This window comes from Nocardia miyunensis NBRC 108239 (assembly GCF_001613065.1).
GTDB lineage: Bacteria > Actinomycetota > Actinomycetes > Mycobacteriales > Mycobacteriaceae > Nocardia > Nocardia miyunensis.
In genome coordinates this window covers 81197-97134 of record NZ_BDBQ01000067.1, presented here as the reverse complement: position 1 = coordinate 97134, position 15938 = coordinate 81197, and the positions used below count along the sequence as shown (strand labels likewise).

General features: G+C 67.0%; 17 protein-coding genes and 1 pseudogene. 11 read left to right on the top strand and 7 right to left on the bottom strand.

All coding sequences use genetic code 11. From position 1 onward, the window contains the following. Both NM2_RS28855 and NM2_RS28850 read left to right on the top strand, forming a co-directional pair. Positions 1-631, top strand: a pseudogene (locus NM2_RS28855) (DUF8020 domain-containing protein); the annotation flags it as partial. Between the two features lie 677 nt (positions 632-1308). After that, positions 1309-1704 carry a pyridoxamine 5'-phosphate oxidase family protein gene (locus tag NM2_RS28850; protein WP_067674999.1) on the top strand — a complete coding sequence of 132 codons (396 nt, stop codon included), beginning with the start codon at positions 1309-1311 and terminating at the stop codon, positions 1702-1704. A gap of 60 nt (positions 1705-1764) precedes the next feature. On the opposite strand, the gene NM2_RS49415 is transcribed toward NM2_RS28850, so the two are convergent. Next, positions 1765-1902: a hypothetical protein gene (locus NM2_RS49415; RefSeq protein WP_157121370.1), complete on the bottom strand. Its 138-nt coding sequence runs from the start codon at positions 1900-1902 to the stop codon at positions 1765-1767. Between the two features lie 4 nt (positions 1903-1906). Then, positions 1907-2326 (bottom strand): hypothetical protein, encoded by a 420-nt coding sequence (locus NM2_RS28845; RefSeq protein WP_067674996.1) that lies wholly within the window; start codon positions 2324-2326, stop codon positions 1907-1909. Positions 2327-2502: 176 nt separating this feature from the next. On the opposite strand from NM2_RS28845, the gene NM2_RS28840 reads away from it, so the two are divergent. The 7 genes from NM2_RS28840 (at position 2503) to NM2_RS28815 (ending at position 9628) form a co-directional block, all read left to right on the top strand. Next, the gene (locus tag NM2_RS28840; protein WP_067674993.1) at positions 2503-3477 is read left to right on the top strand and encodes an Acg family FMN-binding oxidoreductase; all 975 of its coding nucleotides are present in this window, start codon (positions 2503-2505) and stop codon (positions 3475-3477) included. Positions 3478-3574: 97 nt separating this feature from the next. Beyond that, on the top strand, positions 3575-5347 hold the full coding sequence (locus tag NM2_RS28835; protein WP_369690342.1) for a GAF domain-containing sensor histidine kinase: 1773 nt from the start codon (positions 3575-3577) through the stop codon (positions 5345-5347). Positions 5348-5498: 151 nt separating this feature from the next. Then, positions 5499-6371, top strand: a complete 873-nt coding sequence (locus tag NM2_RS28830) for a DUF302 domain-containing protein (RefSeq protein WP_067674987.1) — start codon at positions 5499-5501, stop codon at positions 6369-6371. Positions 6372-6456: 85 nt separating this feature from the next. Then, the gene (locus NM2_RS28825; protein WP_067674984.1) at positions 6457-7449 is read left to right on the top strand and encodes an Acg family FMN-binding oxidoreductase; all 993 of its coding nucleotides are present in this window, start codon (positions 6457-6459) and stop codon (positions 7447-7449) included. Between the two features lie 16 nt (positions 7450-7465). Continuing rightward, complete coding sequence (locus NM2_RS28820) at positions 7466-8113, top strand: response regulator (protein ID WP_067674981.1); 648 nt, start codon at positions 7466-7468, stop codon at positions 8111-8113. 71 nt (positions 8114-8184) lie between these two features. Beyond that, positions 8185-8352 (top strand): hypothetical protein, encoded by a 168-nt coding sequence (locus NM2_RS49410; protein WP_157121369.1) that lies wholly within the window; start codon positions 8185-8187, stop codon positions 8350-8352. Next, a complete protein-coding gene (locus NM2_RS28815; protein ID WP_067674978.1) occupies positions 8336-9628 on the top strand; it encodes a Ni/Fe hydrogenase subunit alpha in 1293 nt (430 codons plus the stop codon). Before NM2_RS49410 ends, NM2_RS28815 begins: the two co-directional genes overlap by 17 nt. A gap of 13 nt (positions 9629-9641) precedes the next feature. Here NM2_RS28815 and NM2_RS28810 read toward each other — a convergent pair whose 3' ends face one another. Both NM2_RS28810 and NM2_RS28805 read right to left on the bottom strand, forming a co-directional pair. Continuing rightward, complete coding sequence (locus NM2_RS28810; RefSeq protein ID WP_157121368.1) at positions 9642-10208, bottom strand: nitroreductase family deazaflavin-dependent oxidoreductase; 567 nt, start codon at positions 10206-10208, stop codon at positions 9642-9644. 62 nt (positions 10209-10270) lie between these two features. After that, complete coding sequence (locus NM2_RS28805) at positions 10271-10693, bottom strand: Hsp20/alpha crystallin family protein (RefSeq protein ID WP_067675058.1); 423 nt, start codon at positions 10691-10693, stop codon at positions 10271-10273. Between the two features lie 399 nt (positions 10694-11092). Here NM2_RS28805 and NM2_RS28800 point away from each other — a divergent pair, with 399 nt between their 5' ends. Further along, the gene (locus NM2_RS28800) at positions 11093-12040 is read left to right on the top strand and encodes a universal stress protein (protein ID WP_084531649.1); all 948 of its coding nucleotides are present in this window, start codon (positions 11093-11095) and stop codon (positions 12038-12040) included. 142 nt (positions 12041-12182) lie between these two features. Here the strand turns inward: NM2_RS28800 and NM2_RS28795 are convergent, their stop codons facing one another. Then, positions 12183-13316: an amidohydrolase family protein gene (locus NM2_RS28795; RefSeq protein ID WP_174575691.1), complete on the bottom strand. Its 1134-nt coding sequence runs from the start codon at positions 13314-13316 to the stop codon at positions 12183-12185. After that, the gene (locus NM2_RS28790) at positions 13304-14641 is read right to left on the bottom strand and encodes a type I glutamate--ammonia ligase (protein WP_067675052.1); all 1338 of its coding nucleotides are present in this window, start codon (positions 14639-14641) and stop codon (positions 13304-13306) included. Before NM2_RS28790 ends, NM2_RS28795 begins: the two co-directional genes overlap by 13 nt. Before the next feature lie 169 nt (positions 14642-14810). On the opposite strand from NM2_RS28790, the gene NM2_RS28785 reads away from it, so the two are divergent. Next, entirely contained in the window at positions 14811-15224 is a 414-nt protein-coding gene (locus tag NM2_RS28785) for a DUF3052 domain-containing protein (protein ID WP_067674969.1), read from the top strand. Between the two features lie 62 nt (positions 15225-15286). Here the strand turns inward: NM2_RS28785 and NM2_RS28780 are convergent, their stop codons facing one another. After that, positions 15287-15667, bottom strand: coding sequence for a nuclear transport factor 2 family protein (locus tag NM2_RS28780; protein WP_067675049.1), 381 nt, complete (start codon positions 15665-15667; stop codon positions 15287-15289). Positions 15668-15938 lie beyond the last annotated feature (271 nt).

The following is a 15938-nucleotide window of genomic DNA, read 5'->3' as shown; positions in this document are numbered from 1 at the left end:
CGGCCCCGCCACCCGCGGCGATCCACTACACCACGACCGCCACGCCCACGGGAACGGTCATCACCACCGATGCCGGATCCCTGAGCGCAGAGAACGGTGTGTTCACGATCAAGAGGCCAACGGGACCGTGCTCGCCGGAAGCGACTTGTCGTTCCGGGTGGATGATTTCGTGTTCCCCATCGCCGCGAAGATCACCGGCCACACCGCCACCCTCACCCCCCGGTTCGATCTGGCACACGCCGCTTACAAGCCGGTCGCGTTGCCGTATGAGGATCAGGCGCCGTGGAAGAGTTCCTACGACCGTGAGCAGGCGGCCTGGACCCGCATGGCCAGCACGATCACCACCGGCGCCACCGTGGGAACCATGGTGGGCGGGCTCACCGGCGCGGCGGTGGGTTGTGTGCTGGGCGGTATCGCCGGCGCGACCGTCGCCGCGGCGACCATCGTCGGCCTGTTCGGTGCATTCGTTCCCGCCGCCGTTGTCGGCTGCCTCGGGGGCGTCGTGGCCGTCGGGGCCCTGGGCACCGTGGCCGGGCAACTGCTGGTGACCGCACCCCTGACGATCATGGCCGCGGTGCAGTACTTCACCACCATCAACGAACCCGCACCCACCCCAGCCAAGGCCAAGTAACCCGCGAAGCGCGAAAATGCTCACGGAACCCTCAAGCGGTACAACGCATTCCGCGACACACCCTCCCCGGGTACGAGAGGTGCCAGACACTACGGCGGAGGCGACTCCGGTCGCCTCCGCCTCGCCACCTGCTGGCGACGGCCTCGCCCGTCGCCGACGTACGGATCGGCGCGTTCACCGCGGACCAGGGCCACAGGTCGCCGATCGGTGCCGCGATCGTGGCCACCCGGACCCGATGTGGAATGTTCGCCGTATCCATTGCGGCGGTGGCACTTGCCGGTGCCGGGGACCAATTGCCCTCGGACAAGCGACTACCGGACCTGCCGAGGACTCGCCGCGCGCCGCACTCTGAGTACGCCGAGGGAAACAGCCGCAGTGTTCGGTGGTGTGGATGCATCGCTGCGATTCATTCTCACCGCCGGCCCGTGTGCTCCCCGAACCATTCGTAGCCGGGCGAACGTGTGGAGTCTCCTCGAACGAGGCGAGAGGACAGGTTCACCCGCCAACGTTTCGGGGAAACACTACTGCTGAGACCTGGCTCCGGGTGGCAGCCCCTCGCTGATACCGGCTATCAGCGACGGGCGCTGTGTGACAACGAAGTCGGGGACGACGAGGGAAAGGGACGGTGCGCCGTGATTACTCCCGAGATCGATGCTGATCGCCGCCCACATCGTCCGATGCCGATCAGCGACTCGGAAGCCATGCAGTTGCTCGCCGCCGCGCCCTACGGGCGAGTGGTTTTCACCAGGGATGCCCTGCCCGCGATCCGGGCGGTCAATCACCTGATCGAGGACGGCAAGATCATCGTCCGAACTCGGCTCACGTCCCGGCTCACCGAGACTGTCCGCGCGGATCAGCAGGTGGTTGTCGCCTATCAGGCCGATGACATCGACCCGATCCGCCACACCGGATGGTCGGTCGTGGTTACCGGTCTCGCGCGCGCGGTCGACGATCCGGCCCGGATCGCCCGCTACGAGGAACTGCTGAGCCCCTGGGCCGACGGCCTCATGGACGTCGCGGTCGAGATCGAGCCGTCCATCATCAGTGGCATCCGCCTCGACGGCGCCAGCTGACTCGTCGCCGAATCCGACTGATACGCACCGGCTCTCGCGAGGCGCCCCACCGGCAGGCTCTCACGGAGCGACCGTCCCGTCGCGATCGACCGACCGCCACTCGGCTTCCCATCGCGCACCGCGCCGCCAGTCCAGCAGGCGACCGGCGCCCCACGTCGAGAACACAACCACCGATACGACCACGACCAGCATGGTCACCGCGTCAGACCTGTACGTGGCCGCCGCGGCGTGCCGTGGACGGCACCGTGACCGTGGCTGAATCCGTCTTCCCGCGATCGGTCCACACGACCGGCGCCTGCCAGTCCTGATCGACGGTGATTTCGATGCCGTGCGCGGGAGCGCGAGTGACCTTGTCCTCCGGGTTCGCCGAAAGTGTCGCTGTCACAGCGGTTTCCGCGGCGTTATCGGCCTGGATCTGCGCGACCGCCCGCGTGTACAACGCCGTGCCGATCGAACAGGACACCGGTACGGCCGCGAGAATGACGATCGCCGCGAGAATCCGGACGGCGGCCTGCAGTCGATCCGATGGCCGCAGCAGAGGGTTCCGGTCCCACGGCCGAACGATGCGGCCCAGGCGTACGCGCCGCGCGGAAGATGTCCCGGTCGGATGTATGTTCCACATGGCCCGTGTCCCCGTTTCTCCGGCGAAGGCCCCGAGTCTCAGCATTGTCCGCGCACACGCCGCCCAGCACGGCCGAAGGTCACCGGTACGGCCCGGATTCGGAAGGTATCGGCGGCCCTGCCGGTCGAGGCCCTAAGACCCCTCCCGGGGCTCCCGCACCGCAATAGCGTGAGTTCATGACCACGCTCCCCGTCGACATCGCCACGAAGGCGGTTCGCTCGGCCGGGCTCGCCCCCTCGCTGCACAACTCGCAGCCCTGGCGCTGGGTATTCGACGGTACCCAGCTGGACCTGCACGCCGTGCCCGAGCGGATGCTGCCCACCACCGATCCGACCGGCCGCCAGATGGTTTTGAGCTGCGGTATCGCACTCGGTCATCTCCGCACCGCCTCGACCGCCGCGGGTTGGAGCACAGTGGTCGCACACTGTCCGGACCCGAATCGGCGCACACACCTCGCCACGGTCCGATTCGCCCCGCGACCGACGGTCACCGATGCCGATCGCGACCGGGCCGAGGCAATTCGCCAGCGGTACACCAACCGCCTGCCGATGCGGCCGCCCACCGGATGGGCCGATTTCGAGACGGTATTGCATTCGACATTCGATCCCGCCGACGCGATCCTGGACGTGATTCCCGAGACCGGTCGCGCCGTGTTGGCACACGCCAGCGGTCTCACCGCCGCATTGCGGTACCGGGACGCGGAGTATCAGTCCGAGCTGATGTGGTGGACCGGAACTTCCGAACCGGAAACCGGAATTCCCGAGTCGGCGTTGCTGACTGCGGACGAGCGTGCCCGAGTGCCCATCGGCCGTAGCTTCCCGCTCGCGGCAGACCGGCCGCGCCGGGACGCCCCGCCCGATGCGGCGACCGTGCTGGTGCTGTCGACCGATTCCGATGGACGGGCTGATCTGCTGCGTGGCGGCGAGGTGCTCTCGACGGTCCTGCTCGAGTGCACCGCCGCCGGTTACGCCACGTGTGTGCTAACCCATCTGACCGAATACTCGCGCAGCCGCGACCTCATCCGGGATCTCATCGCCGACACGGCGCTACCGCAGAGTCTGATCCGCGTCGGCTTGGCGGCCCCCGACAGCGACCTGGTGCCGCGCACGCCGCGCCTGGCGCTCAGTGAAATTCTGCAGGTCCTCGGGTGATCGAGCCGCACCCCGGATGCGGGCCCGCCGCGCATGGACAGTCGCGACCGCTGCTCATATGAAGGCTGCCACCGCCGACCCGGGTGATTAAACTGTGGTGCGTTCTCACGAGGTGATCGACGCCACCAGAAACCATGGGTTACCTGCAGCGGAAGGGGACAACACGCCCCAGTCGTCGGATGCGTACTCGGTGCGCGAGACGCTGTCGCAGCTGCGATTGCGTGAACTGCTCGACGAGGTCAAAGACCGCATCGAGCAGATAAGCGATGCCCGGGAACGGATAGACGGCCTGGTCGAGGCCATGCTGACGGTCACCTCCGGACTCGATCTGGACGAAACTCTGCGCACCATCGTGCACACCGCGACCAGCCTGGTCGGCGCCCGCTACGGAGCGCTCGGTGTGCGTGGGCAGGGTCACGAGCTGATCCAGTTCATCCATCAGGGCATCGACGACGACCAACGCGCCCTCATCGGCGATCTTCCGCAGGGGCGGGGCGTGCTGGGCCTGCTGATCGATGAGCCGAAACCGATTCGGCTGGAACGTATTTCCGCCCATCCCGCGTCGGTCGGATTCCCGCCCGACCACCCGCCCATGCACAGCTTCCTCGGGGTGCCCATCCGCATCCGTGACAAAGTGTTCGGCAATCTGTACCTCACCGAGAAGATCGCCGAGCAGGCTTTCACCGACGACGACGAGGTGGTGGTGAAGGCGCTGGCAGGCGCGGCCGGTGTCGCCATCGACAATGCCCACCTGTACGAATCGGCCCGCAGCCGGCACACCTGGATCTCCGCCACCCGCGACCTGACCGCCGAATTCCTCGGCAACGCCGACTCTCGGGAGGTGTTCGGCCACCTCGTCGAGCACGCCCGGCAACTCACCTCCTCGGACCGGGCGGTACTGCTCATCAGCCCCGACACGGACATACCGGTCGACCAGGTCGCCGGCCTCGAGATCGCGTGCGTCGCACCCCCCGCATCGGTCTCACCGCGGCTACCGATCACCCACACCGAAATCGGCACGGCCTTCCGCACCCGAACCGCACAGCGGCTGACGACGGGACCGGGCGGAGTCCTGCTCGGCGACGGGCCCGCGCTGCTGCTTCCCCTGCATGCCCGCGAAACCGCGCTCGGGGTGCTGATCACCACCAGGGCGGCGGGAGCAGCGCCCTACAACGAGGAGATTCTCGACTTGGCCACGGCGTTCGCCGGTCAGGCGGCGGTAGCGATGCAAATGGCCGCCACCCGGGAGCGAATACAGGAATTGACCGTGCTCGCCGACCGTGATCGCATCGCCCGTGACCTGCACGATCAGGTCATCCAGCGACTCTTCGCCGTAGGGCTGCTGCTGCAGGGCACCGTGCCACGCAGCAACAAACCCGAAGTGCGGCAACGGATCAGCGCGGCCGTCGCGGAGTTGCAGGAGGTGGTCCAGGAAATCCGTACGACCATCTTCGACCTGCACAGCGACGATCCCGTGGTCGGTCACCTGCGACGGCGTATCGACGAGGTGATCCGCCGGCACACCGCGGATTCGCCGATCGCGACCTCGGTGAACGTCACCGGCTCCCTGTCAATCCTGGGCAGCGAACTCGCCGACCATGTCGAGGCGGTGGTCCGTGAGGCGATCAGCAACGCCGTGCATCATTCCGGCGCCGAGCATCTCACCGTCGAAATTCACGTGAGCGACGAGATCAGCATCATCGTGCAGGACGACGGCCGCGGCATACCGCCCGGCCGGACTTCGAGCGGCCTGGCCAATCTGGCGAGCCGGGCGAGGGAGTGCGGCGGCTCCTTCGACGTCGGCCCGGCCGCGCATCCCGGTCCCGCCGGTCCCGGCACCCGCCTTCGATGGACCGCGCCGCTGCGCTGAGGGCATTCGCACGATGGACTTAGGACGCACCACAGCGGACGAAAAGCCCTGTCCCGTCGGCGAGATTGCGCGTTGACTGCGACAGGCGGAAGGACTCCGCGGCTGTGCGGCCCATCGGCACCGGTGAGCCGACCTATGCGAGGAGGCTGCCATGGAATACCGCGTCGACGTGTACGAGACGGTGCCGCAGACGATGTTGCGTCTCCCGTGGCAACTGCGCCCGGACCGCCTGGGCACGGATGTCGACGCCGGTATGCGCGAATTGACCACGGCCACCGAAAGAGCAGGTTTGATCGCCTGCGGGGCCCCCACGATCACCTACCGGGAAGACGCGGAACCGGACGGGAACATCCGGATCGATTTCGCGGTACCGGTGGATCTCGGCACGAAACTGGGGATACGGTCCGGGGCCGAGGTGATCGCACAGCCGGGCAGCCTGGTGGCGCGCACCTGCCACCGCGGCGGATACGACAGCCTCGACACGGCGTACCGGGCGCTGCACGAGTGGATCCGCGAATCGGGCTACCGGTCCGCCGGTCCGCCGACCGAGGTGTATCTGATCGCTCCCGACGAGATGAGCGACCCGCGACGGCTGTTCACCGAGATCCGCATTCCGGTGACACCGGTCCCCGTTCTCACCGCGCACGTGGACAGGCCGTTCGACGAGACGGCCGAGTACATCAGGAAGGCGCTGGAACGGCACGGTTTCGAGATTGTCGGTGAAACCGATCTGCAGGCGCTCGTGCGCAACCGGCTCGGCGCGCACATCGATGACTACCTGGTTTTCAGCGCATGCCACCCGCTGCTCATGGCCCGGGCGATCGCCGCGGATCCGCAGGCCGCGTGGCTGTCGTCGGCATTCGTGGTCGTCCGCGCGGACAGCACCGGCACCCTGGTCGAAGCCGGTGATCCCACCGCACTTCCACAGATCCTCGACGGGACCGCGCTGTCGGAGATCGCCCGGGAGCTCCGGCACCTGCTCGTCGACGCGCTGGATGTGCTGTGCTCCCGGCAGGTTCGGTGAACCCACGGCCGAGAGAGGACCATCGGCCCTTCACCTGGCCCGAAAGGCCGTATATGTCGTGGTCGCAGCCGCGCAGGCTTGCTACATGACAGCAAGCGATCCCATCACCACTGCGCCCGATATCCGCACGATCGAGACCGCGGTACGCCGGGCCGCTCGCGCTCCGTCACTGCACAACTCCCAGCCGTGGCACTGGATCTTCGACGGTTTCCTGCTGCACCTGTACTCGGATCCGGATCGTCGCCTGCTCGCCGCCGACCCACGGGGCCGTCAACAGTTCATCGGCTGCGGCGCCGCACTGCATCACGCGCGCACCGTGTTCGCGACGCTGGGCTGGCACACCGACACCATCCGGTTGCCCGATACGAGCCGAATGGATCACCTCGCCGAGATCGATTTCCGTCCGTGGTCCGACCCTCCGCCCGGAATCGCGCGCCGCGCCGCCGCCATCGAGTGCCGTCACAGCGATCGGCTGCCCATGCTCCCGCCGACCGCGTGGACCGACCTCGTTCACGCGCTGCGCGGACTGGTCACGCCACACGACCTCACCCTCGATGTCCTCCCGGACGAGATTCGGCCTCAGCTCGCGGCGGTATCCGAGCGGGCCGCGGCAGCACGCCGGTACGACATGTTCTACCAACAGGAAATACGTTGGTGGTCAGGACATTCCGGCACCTCCGAGGGAGTCCCGCCGACAGCGCTGGCATCCGACGCGGAGTTCGCCCGCGTCGATGTGGGCCGATCGTTCCCGCGGCCGTCGCATTCCGAACGTCGCGCCGAGGTCCGTGACCGATCCGCCCTCGTGGTGCTGAGCTCGTACGAGGATTCGATCACACAGTGGTTGCGCACCGGTGAGGCCCTGTCCGCGGTACTGCTCGAATGCACCGCGGCCGGGCTCGCCACCTGCCCGCTGACCCATATCACCGAACTGCCCGCCGGGCGGCAGACGGTGGCCGCGATGCTGCCGCACCAGGCGTCGCCACAGGTGATCGTCCGCATCGGCACCGCTCCCGACGGCGAACAACCGCCGCCGACTCCGCGCCGGCCCCTCGACGAGATATTCGAGATCCGGCACTGACGGATTGGAGGTCACGATGACCACGGTGTTCTTGGTCGACGATCACGAAATCGTGCGACGGGGACTGATCGATCTACTCCAGGAAGATCCCGAACTCACCGTCGTCGGCCAGGCGGGCGACGTGACGCACGCGCTGGCGCGGATTCCCGCGCTGCGCCCGGATGTCGCCGTGCTCGATGTGCGGCTACCCGACGGCAACGGCATCGAGCTGTGCCGGGAGCTGTTGTCCACGGTCGAGGACCTGAGGTGCCTGATCCTGACCTCGTTCACCGACGAACAGGCGATGCTCGACGCGATCCTGGCCGGAGCCAGCGGTTACATCGTCAAGGACGTCAAAGGCATGGAACTCGCCGCCGCCGTGAAGACCGTCGGGGCGGGCCGCTCCCTGCTGGACAGCCGGGCCACAGCCGCGCTGATGGATCGGCTGCGCCGCAGCGCCCAGCCCGACGGCCCGCTGGCGGATCTCACCGAGCAGGAACGCGCACTGCTCGACCTGCTCGGCGAGGGATTGACCAACCGGCAGATCGCACAGCGCATGTTCCTGGCCGAGAAGACGATCAAGAACTACGTCTCGCGTCTGCTGGCCAAACTCGGGATGGAACGCCGCACCCAGGCCGCCGTTCTGGCGGCGAAACTCCGTGCGGAGCAACCGGACTCACACTGAACCTCGGCAAGGCGCCGGGACATCGCTCGAAAACGGTCCCCGCCGATCACCGCCGCGGTACCCCTCGAGCGGTGACCTTCGCCCCTCGCATCCGGGTCGGCTCACACGGCAGACTCGTTCCGGTCGGCGTCACTTTCCCCGTCCCCGGTGACGCCGACGACGACTTCCTCGATGAATCGAGCCCGACGATGACTCCTGGAGACATCGACCAGCGCGAAGCCGATGACGCAGCACAGTAGGCACATTCACGTCGGGTCGCTGACCCGCGTGGAGGGCGAGGGAGCGTTGCGTATCGTCGTCTCCGACGGCACGGTGGAACGCGCGGAACTGAACATCTACGAACCTCCCCGATTCTTCGAGGCCCTCCTGCGAGGCCGCGCCTACACCGAACCACCCGACATCACCGCGCGCATCTGCGGAATCTGCCCGGTCGCCTACCAAACCAGCGCCTGCAACGCACTCGAGCAGTTGTGCGGAATCGAACTCGACCCACCACTCGAGCGCCTACGCCGACTCCTGTACTGCGGCGAATGGATCTCCAGCCACAGCCTGCACATCTTCCTACTCCATCTGCCCGACTTCCTCGGCTACCCCGACGCGATCACCATGGCCGCGGACCACCGCGACCTCGTCGAACAAGGGCTGATGATCAAAAAGACAGGCAACGCCCTACTCGAACTCATCGGCGGCCGACCCATCCATCCCATCAACGTCCGCGTCGGCGGCTTCTACTCCGTGCCCACCCCCGCCGACGTACAACCGATCACCGAACAACTCCGCCGAGCACTACACGCAGCCATCGCCACCGCCCGCCGAACCGCCCACCTGGACTTCCCCGACCTCGAACTACCCCACGACCTACTCGCCGCCACCCACCCCAACCACTACGCCATCGAATCCGGCGACCTGCACACCAGCACCGGAACCACCTTCACCGCACAGCAATTCCCCGACCACATCACCGAACACCAGGCACCACACTCCACAGCCCTGCACGCCGCACTCGACGGCCGCCGCTACCTCACCGGGCCTCTGGCCCGTTACACCCTCAACTCCACACAACTGTCCCTGCTGACCCGCCATGTGGCCGCGGAGATCGGCCTCGGGCCCGACTGCCGCAACCCCTTCCGCAGCATCCTGGTCCGCACCGTCGAACTCGCCTACGCCCTCGAAGAAGCCCTACGGCTCATCGAGGACTACGAAACCCCCTACCGCGCAGCCGTTCCCGTAGAACCACGCGCCGGTACGGGACACGGGGTGAGCGAGGCTCCGCGCGGACTGCTGTACCACCGGTACCAGACCGACACCCACGGCGTCATCCGAGCGGCAAGCATCGTGCCACCAACCTCACAGAACCAGGCTGCCATCGAGGACGACCTGCGCCGAGCGGTCGATGCCCACCTCGAACTCGACGACGCCCCGCTCACCGCCCTGTGCGAACGCACCATCCGCAACTACGACCCATGCATCTCCTGCGCGGCACACTTCCTGCGACTCGAACTGGAGCGTCGGTGAGTGGTGTTCGTGGTCACGGCGCCGCGCGTTCGGCCGGGGAGTCGATCAGTGGTGGCTTCGCGACTTGTTCCACGGGTGCGTGCATCCACACGAAGCAGCGCATTCCGGCCATTCGCAACAAGAGTCGGTCCCGCATGGGCCACGACCGCATGATCTCGGGCCCGGAAACCACCTCGGGCTGCTCCAGCGGGTAGGTGGCTCCCTTCCAGGTGAGCTCGCAGGTTCCGGCGGCGACCAGGTTTCGATACCAATCCGTATTCGGGCCATAGCCCAAGGGCAGTAGGAAGCCGTCGCCGAACGGATGCGCACCGAGCGGCGTGCGGTAGACGCGCCCGCTGCGGCGGCCCACATGGGTCAGGATCCCCCACGACGAACGTTCCGTACCCGCGACCTTGCAGGCCAGGTCGTCGCACACGGTCAGTACCTTCTTCACCGGGCGGTAGCGCAGGAGCGCATCCCGGTTTCGCCGGAAGACCCTCGGCAGCAACACCAGCCATGCCATGGCCACGGCAACCACACCCGACGCTCCGACCGCGACGACGATCAACTGCCGCCTACCACCCCCATTGACGCCGTTCACGAGTTCCTCCTTCGGTATCGACTCGCCCCGCACCCCGACACCGCACGACCACGGCACGTCGGCTATTCGCCGGACTTGACCTGGACCTTGGTGACCTTCTGTTTCGGTTCGCTCACCGGCACGCTCACGGTCAGGATCCCCTTGGCATAGGTCGCTTCGATGCCCTCGTCCTGTGCGCCTTCCGGCAGCGAGACGGTGCGCTCGAACGAGCCGTAGCTGAACTCCGAATGCCCGCCCTCCGCACGGCTCTCGCTGCGCTCGGCCTTGATGGTGAGCAGCCCGCCGTGCACGGAGACCTCCACGTCCTTGGCCGGGTCGACGCCGGGAATCTCGGCACGGACCACATAGTGACCCTCATCGGCGGACTCCTCCACCCGCAGCATGTGACTACTCAGCATCGGCGCCAACCCCGGAGTGAACGCATTCCACCAGTCGGTGAGATCGGGCAGAATCGAGGCGGGGCGGTGGGCAGGAAGCAGGTTCATGATCACTCCTCGGCATGTGGGATATCGGGTTCCTACCTGCTTGATTTCACCGTTCGCGTGCCCGTGTCCATAGGGCATCGAGTCTTCACACCCAGGTACACAAGTCCCCCTCCCCGGTTCCGGGTGGACGCGGCCCACCTCGGTCGATGTGCCGATCGACTCACCGCGCGCGAGGTAGAAATCCGCGACGGATCCACAACGGCACGCCGGCGCGGCACGGAGTCGGTAACTCGTTGGTGCACTGAATATTTCGGACGGACCGTTCGGTGCGAGGGGCGGGCGTGAACGGCTCGTGGTCCGAAGGCCGCGCGTGCGGTGACCTTCGGCCGTGCCGAAACCGGCCCGGAGCTCGCACGATTGTGACGCGGGCACCTCGCCGGAAGAACTCTGGAGGGCACGATGGCGGGCATATTCGGCAAGCGCACGAGGCCGGTACGGAGCGAGGACGACGCGCACATTCTGGCCTCGGCCAGAGTGATCGTCGGCGTCGACGGGTCACCGGGATCCGACATGGCCCTGCGATGGGCGGCGCGATTCGCCGACGCTCACCGGCGTGAGCTGTGCATCGTGCACGGAATGAACCTCACCGGCACGACCTGGCCGGGCGGCGCCTACTCGGTGGGAAGCATCTCGGTGGTCGACGCCGCCCGCGCCCACGGCGAACAGGCGATCATGCGCGCCGAACGGGTGGCCCATGCGATCGCGCCCGAGGTACCGGTGAGCACCGAGGTCGTCACGGACAACGCGGCGGCTCTGCTCATCGACCACAGCACCGGCGCATTCGCCGTCGTCATCGGCGCAACGGGATCGGCGGGAACGCTCGCACACCTGGGTTCGACGTTGCTCTCGGTCGTCGCGCACGCGCACGGGCCGGTCGTCGTGGTCCGTGCCGACCCGAAAGCCGGTGGCACCGTTCACTCGTCCGGACCGGTCGTGGTCGGCATCGACGGTGGCCCGACCAGCGATGCGGCGATCGCGGCGGCATTCGCCGAAGCAGCACGACGCGATGTCGAACTGGTCGCCGTGCACGTGTTCAACGACCAGAATTTCGGCCACTACGCCGGCTACGACACGCTACGGCTCGCCGACGGAAATCCCGGCGAGGCCGAGAACGCGATCGTCGCCGAGCGAATCGCGGGATGGCAGGAGAAATTCCCCGAGGTGCGAGTCGCCCGCAACTCGTATGCCTTCGCGCCCGGCGAGCACCTGCTGAAATGGTCGGAGTCGGCACAACTGGTGGTCGTGGGCAGCCGTGGCCGCGGCGGATTCACCGGCATGCTGTTCGGCTCGACCGCCAACACACTTGTCCAGCACGCATCATGCCCCGTCATGGTCGTCCACCCTTGACCCTGGACGATCGGGAGCGGGATCACCGGCCGGTTTTGTTCCACCTCGACTGAATACCGATCTCACCCCGGCGGCGAGGAAATCGGGCATGATCCCTACGGGTGCCACCGGATTCGACGTACCGGCCGACTACCGCGGTACATCAGCCACGATCGCTGCTGAGACTGTGCCCCTGTTGGGCACAGTCCCGACTCTGGCGGCGGGCGCGTGGGTAGGTTCGTATCGCGTTGTCGTGGGCGAGGTTTCGGATCAGGGTTTCGGCGTCGGCCGGGGTGATCGCGTCGTCGGCGATCCATTCGTCGATCAGGCGGGCGAGGGCGCGACGCCACAGGATGGCGCCGAGGTAGTGGAGTTCGGGGAGGGCGTAGCCGTCGGAGGAGTAGAGCAGGGAACGGAAAGGGGCCAGTTCGAGGGTTTCGGCGAGTACCGCGTGGGATCTGTTTCCCGTCAGGGGAATTGCCAGACCCGTGTCGAGGCGGACATGATCGAAGACGTGTGCCAGATAGCCGGCGTGGCGGTGGTAGGGCCAGCAGTGCAGCAGGGTGACAGTCAGTCCGGTGTCGGCGGTGTGGTGTAGGAAATCGTTGAGCAGCAACGGGTTTGCCTGTCGAAGGTTCAGATCACGGTCGCCGAGGCCGGTGTGGAACTGCAGGGGCAGGCCGAATTCGGCGCCGAGGCGGGCGCCGAGGTCGACCAGCCAGCCCAGGGCGGCGGGATCGGTCCAACGCGCCCGAGGCAGAGCCGGGGGCGCGGCGGGAGCGATCGGGAAGTCGAGACCGCAGCGGTAGGCGGCGATCGTCTTCAGGCCCACCGCGTTTCGGATCCGATCCCGCAACGCCGACTCGATTTCCTCGGGCGTCGTGGAGGCGCCGAGTTCGGTGACGGTGCGCTCGGCGACCTGTTCCAGTCGAACGATCTCATGAATCTCCCCCTCGGCTACCTCCTCGAAATCGGCTGTGCTCGAACCGAATCCGGTGTCGATAAACCACTGCGAAACCCCGGCAGCGCGCAGAAGTCGCGTGGCCGCCTCGCGCCAGCCGAGGTCGGCACGGCGCGTGAGGTATTCGTCGGGGCGGGCGTGGGCGGGCAGGTCCAGGACCGGTGCGCACCAGCGGCGCACAGCGAGGCCGATCGGCGATTCGAATGTGCCGCGTGGCCCCTCGCCGAGGTGGGCCTCGAAGCCCGCACGATCCAGGTCGTGAGCCACCACGCCGTGGCAGTGATGGTCGATCAGGGGTACGCCGTCGGTGAGCTGAGCAGGCACTAGAACCGCCACCGGGTGGCATCTATCAGGTCGGCGGCGGTGGCGTCGGCGTAGCGCGTGGCTTCGGCTCGGCGGACGGTGAGCAGGGCGTCGTGGAGTTCCGGGCCCATGGCCGCGGCGAGGACGGTCGATTCGGACAGGCGTTCCGCTGCCTCGGCCGCAGTGGCGGGTAAGCGGGGAATCCCGGATTTCGGCCCGGATAACGCGGGGTCTCCCGTGGTTTCGCCGGGCAGTGTCAATCCGTCGCGCACACCGGCGAGCCCGGCGGCGACGACCGATCCGACCACCAGATACGGATTGCCGGTGGCGTCGAGGCATTTGAGTTCGGCATTGGCCGCCCACGATTCGGTGCCGCGCACGCCGGTGACGAAACGCAGTGCTGTCTCACGGGTTTCGCGCCCCCAGCACTGCCACGCCCCCGCCCACCGGGACGGCTGCAGGCGCAGGAAACTCACCGGATTGCCCGCGCCCACCGCCACCAGTGCCGGGATCTCACGCAGCACACCGGCCAGGAACGCCTCGCCGACGGCCTGCATCCCGTACGGACCGTCGCCACCGGCCAGCAGCGAGCCCCGCTCGTCGTGCATCGAGAAATGCAGGTGCGCACCCGAACCGCAACCACCGGCCTCGATGACCGGCGCCAGCTGCGCACGGTGGCCGAAACGGCGCGCGACCTGCCGAATCGTATGCCGGACCAGGACCGCGTCATCGGCGGCGGCCACCGGATCCGCGGGGGCCACCGACAGTTCCAGCTGCGACAACGCGTATTCGGGATGGAACTGCTCGACCGCCACACCCTGCCGGTGCAGTGCGCTCACCAGATCGCGGGCATAGTCGGCGACGTCGCCGAGCCGGATGATGCCGTAACCGGGGCCGTGCATCACCGGAATGAATTCGTCCGCGTCGCGGCCCAGCGCCCATTCGGTCTCGAAGGCCATGGAAAGACGCAGCCCCGACTGCCGGGCCTGCTCGGCCTGGCGTGCGGCGAAGGCGCGCTGACAGGCGGGAAACCGGGTGCCGTCCTGGGTGAATTTATCGGCCGGCGCCCACGCCCAGCCCGGTTGGCAGGCCAGGCTGGTCAGACGCGACAGATCGGGAATCAGGCGCAGATCGCCGTCCGGGCCGCCGAGATAACGACCGACCTCGGGAACGTCGTCGAAGGCGTACGTCTCGAAGCACGGCGATGCGCCGACTCCATACCGGGCGGCGTGCGTAAGACGTTGCGCAGGAACGGTTTTCACTCGCGTGATACCCGCGTTGTCGACGAACGACAGAATGACCATCTCGTCGTCGAGCGGTTCGATGAGCGGCAGCTCGATCGGAATTCGCTCCGGCATGATCACCACGATAAGCCCCCACGAGGCCGAAATACGGTGATCCACCCGAGGGCGACCGGACAACGGCGACCGGTGATGACGAATCCGGCAACGGGCACCCACACCTATGGTTTGCTAGAAGTTGTCTAAGTGACCGAATCGGGCTCGTTGGACAGGGAAGGGGACCACGATGGCGCAGCAGCGAACCAATCCGGCGGCCGAGCTCGGGATCGAGCCGGGCCATGTCGTGCAAGAGCTCGGATACCGCGATGACAGCGGGCAGGAACTCCGCGACGGGATCGAGTCGATCATCGGCGGCAAACTTCTCGATGAGGAATTCCGCGGCGTGCCCGACATCATCCTGCTGTGGCACCAGACGGGCAACGGCGATCTCACCACCGCCGTGCTCTTCGCTACCGGATCTCTGGCCGACGACGGCCGGATCTGGCTACTGACTCCGAAAGCCGGTCAGGCCGGCTACGTCGACCCGGTCGACATCGACGACGCGGCTCGGACCACCGGACTCACACGGCGTGATTCGATCCCTGTCGGGAAGGACTGGACCGGCACCCCGCTGGCTTTCCCCGGGGACGGAGAACAGTAGATATGCGAGCGGGCCGCCATTTACCGCACGTGGTGCAATACTGCACGAAACGCACACCTGCATCATGACCTTTCGGAGGGTCGACCGATGTCGGTGATGATGGTGTAGAGCTCGATGATGACGCCGTCCCTGGTGCGAGCGATGTCCATGCCGCGAACGACCGGAGGCCGGTCGGGCGGGCCGTACTGGAATCCGAGGTGGCCGACGTCGTCGAGCTCCGACGCCCGGCCCACGGGCCGGAAGACCCAGTCCGGGTTCTCGGCGCGCACCTGCGCGGCGCGGCGCTCGAATTCCTTGCGTCCGTGGATGATTCGATCCGGTTCGTGCCACACGACGTCGTCGGCGTAATTCGTGGCGATGACCACGGCCCGGCGGTTCGCGTCGGGCTCGTTGAAGACGTCCAGCAGATTGCCTCGCATGAGCTCGGCGGGTGAACGTGTCATGACGAGTCCTTCCGTTGCGGTGTGATCGACATTGTTCATTTTCGAACGTTCCGGCGGGGCGAATTACTCCGGGGCTGATAACGTGTCGCATTCGAAGATATTTGCCATGGACGGATAATTGGTCGAGTGCCCAGTCGGCAGATGTGAACCCAGATGAGTTTTCCGGTTGCGCCTACAACAATTCGGCCGGGCACTCGCAGCGAGAACCCCGGAATATCGGACCTCGTCAGCTGGTTGCATCCTTAGTTCGGTCGGCCTGTCGTGTCGTTGA

What these genes read in the sequence shown, in the direction of transcription:
- NM2_RS28805 (WP_067675058.1), bottom strand. Translation starts at nt 10,693, where the DNA reads ATGAACCTGCTTCCTGCCCACCGCCCCGCCTCGATTCTGCCCGATCTC.
- NM2_RS28790 (WP_067675052.1), bottom strand. Translation starts at nt 14,641, where the DNA reads ATGCCGGAGCGAATTCCGATCGAGCTGCCGCTCATCGAACCGCTCGAC.
- NM2_RS28840 (WP_067674993.1), top strand. Translation starts at nt 2,503, where the DNA reads ATGACCACGCTCCCCGTCGACATCGCCACGAAGGCGGTTCGCTCGGCC.
- NM2_RS28830 (WP_067674987.1), top strand. Translation starts at nt 5,499, where the DNA reads ATGGAATACCGCGTCGACGTGTACGAGACGGTGCCGCAGACGATGTTG.
- NM2_RS28780 (WP_067675049.1), bottom strand. Translation starts at nt 15,667, where the DNA reads ATGACACGTTCACCCGCCGAGCTCATGCGAGGCAATCTGCTGGACGTC.
- NM2_RS28820 (WP_067674981.1), top strand. Translation starts at nt 7,466, where the DNA reads ATGACCACGGTGTTCTTGGTCGACGATCACGAAATCGTGCGACGGGGA.
- NM2_RS28825 (WP_067674984.1), top strand. Translation starts at nt 6,457, where the DNA reads ATGACAGCAAGCGATCCCATCACCACTGCGCCCGATATCCGCACGATC.
- NM2_RS28815 (WP_067674978.1), top strand. Translation starts at nt 8,336, where the DNA reads ATGACGCAGCACAGTAGGCACATTCACGTCGGGTCGCTGACCCGCGTG.
- NM2_RS28850 (WP_067674999.1), top strand. Translation starts at nt 1,309, where the DNA reads ATGCCGATCAGCGACTCGGAAGCCATGCAGTTGCTCGCCGCCGCGCCC.
- NM2_RS28785 (WP_067674969.1), top strand. Translation starts at nt 14,811, where the DNA reads ATGGCGCAGCAGCGAACCAATCCGGCGGCCGAGCTCGGGATCGAGCCG.
- NM2_RS28800 (WP_084531649.1), top strand. Translation starts at nt 11,093, where the DNA reads ATGGCGGGCATATTCGGCAAGCGCACGAGGCCGGTACGGAGCGAGGAC.
- NM2_RS28845 (WP_067674996.1), bottom strand. Translation starts at nt 2,326, where the DNA reads ATGTGGAACATACATCCGACCGGGACATCTTCCGCGCGGCGCGTACGC.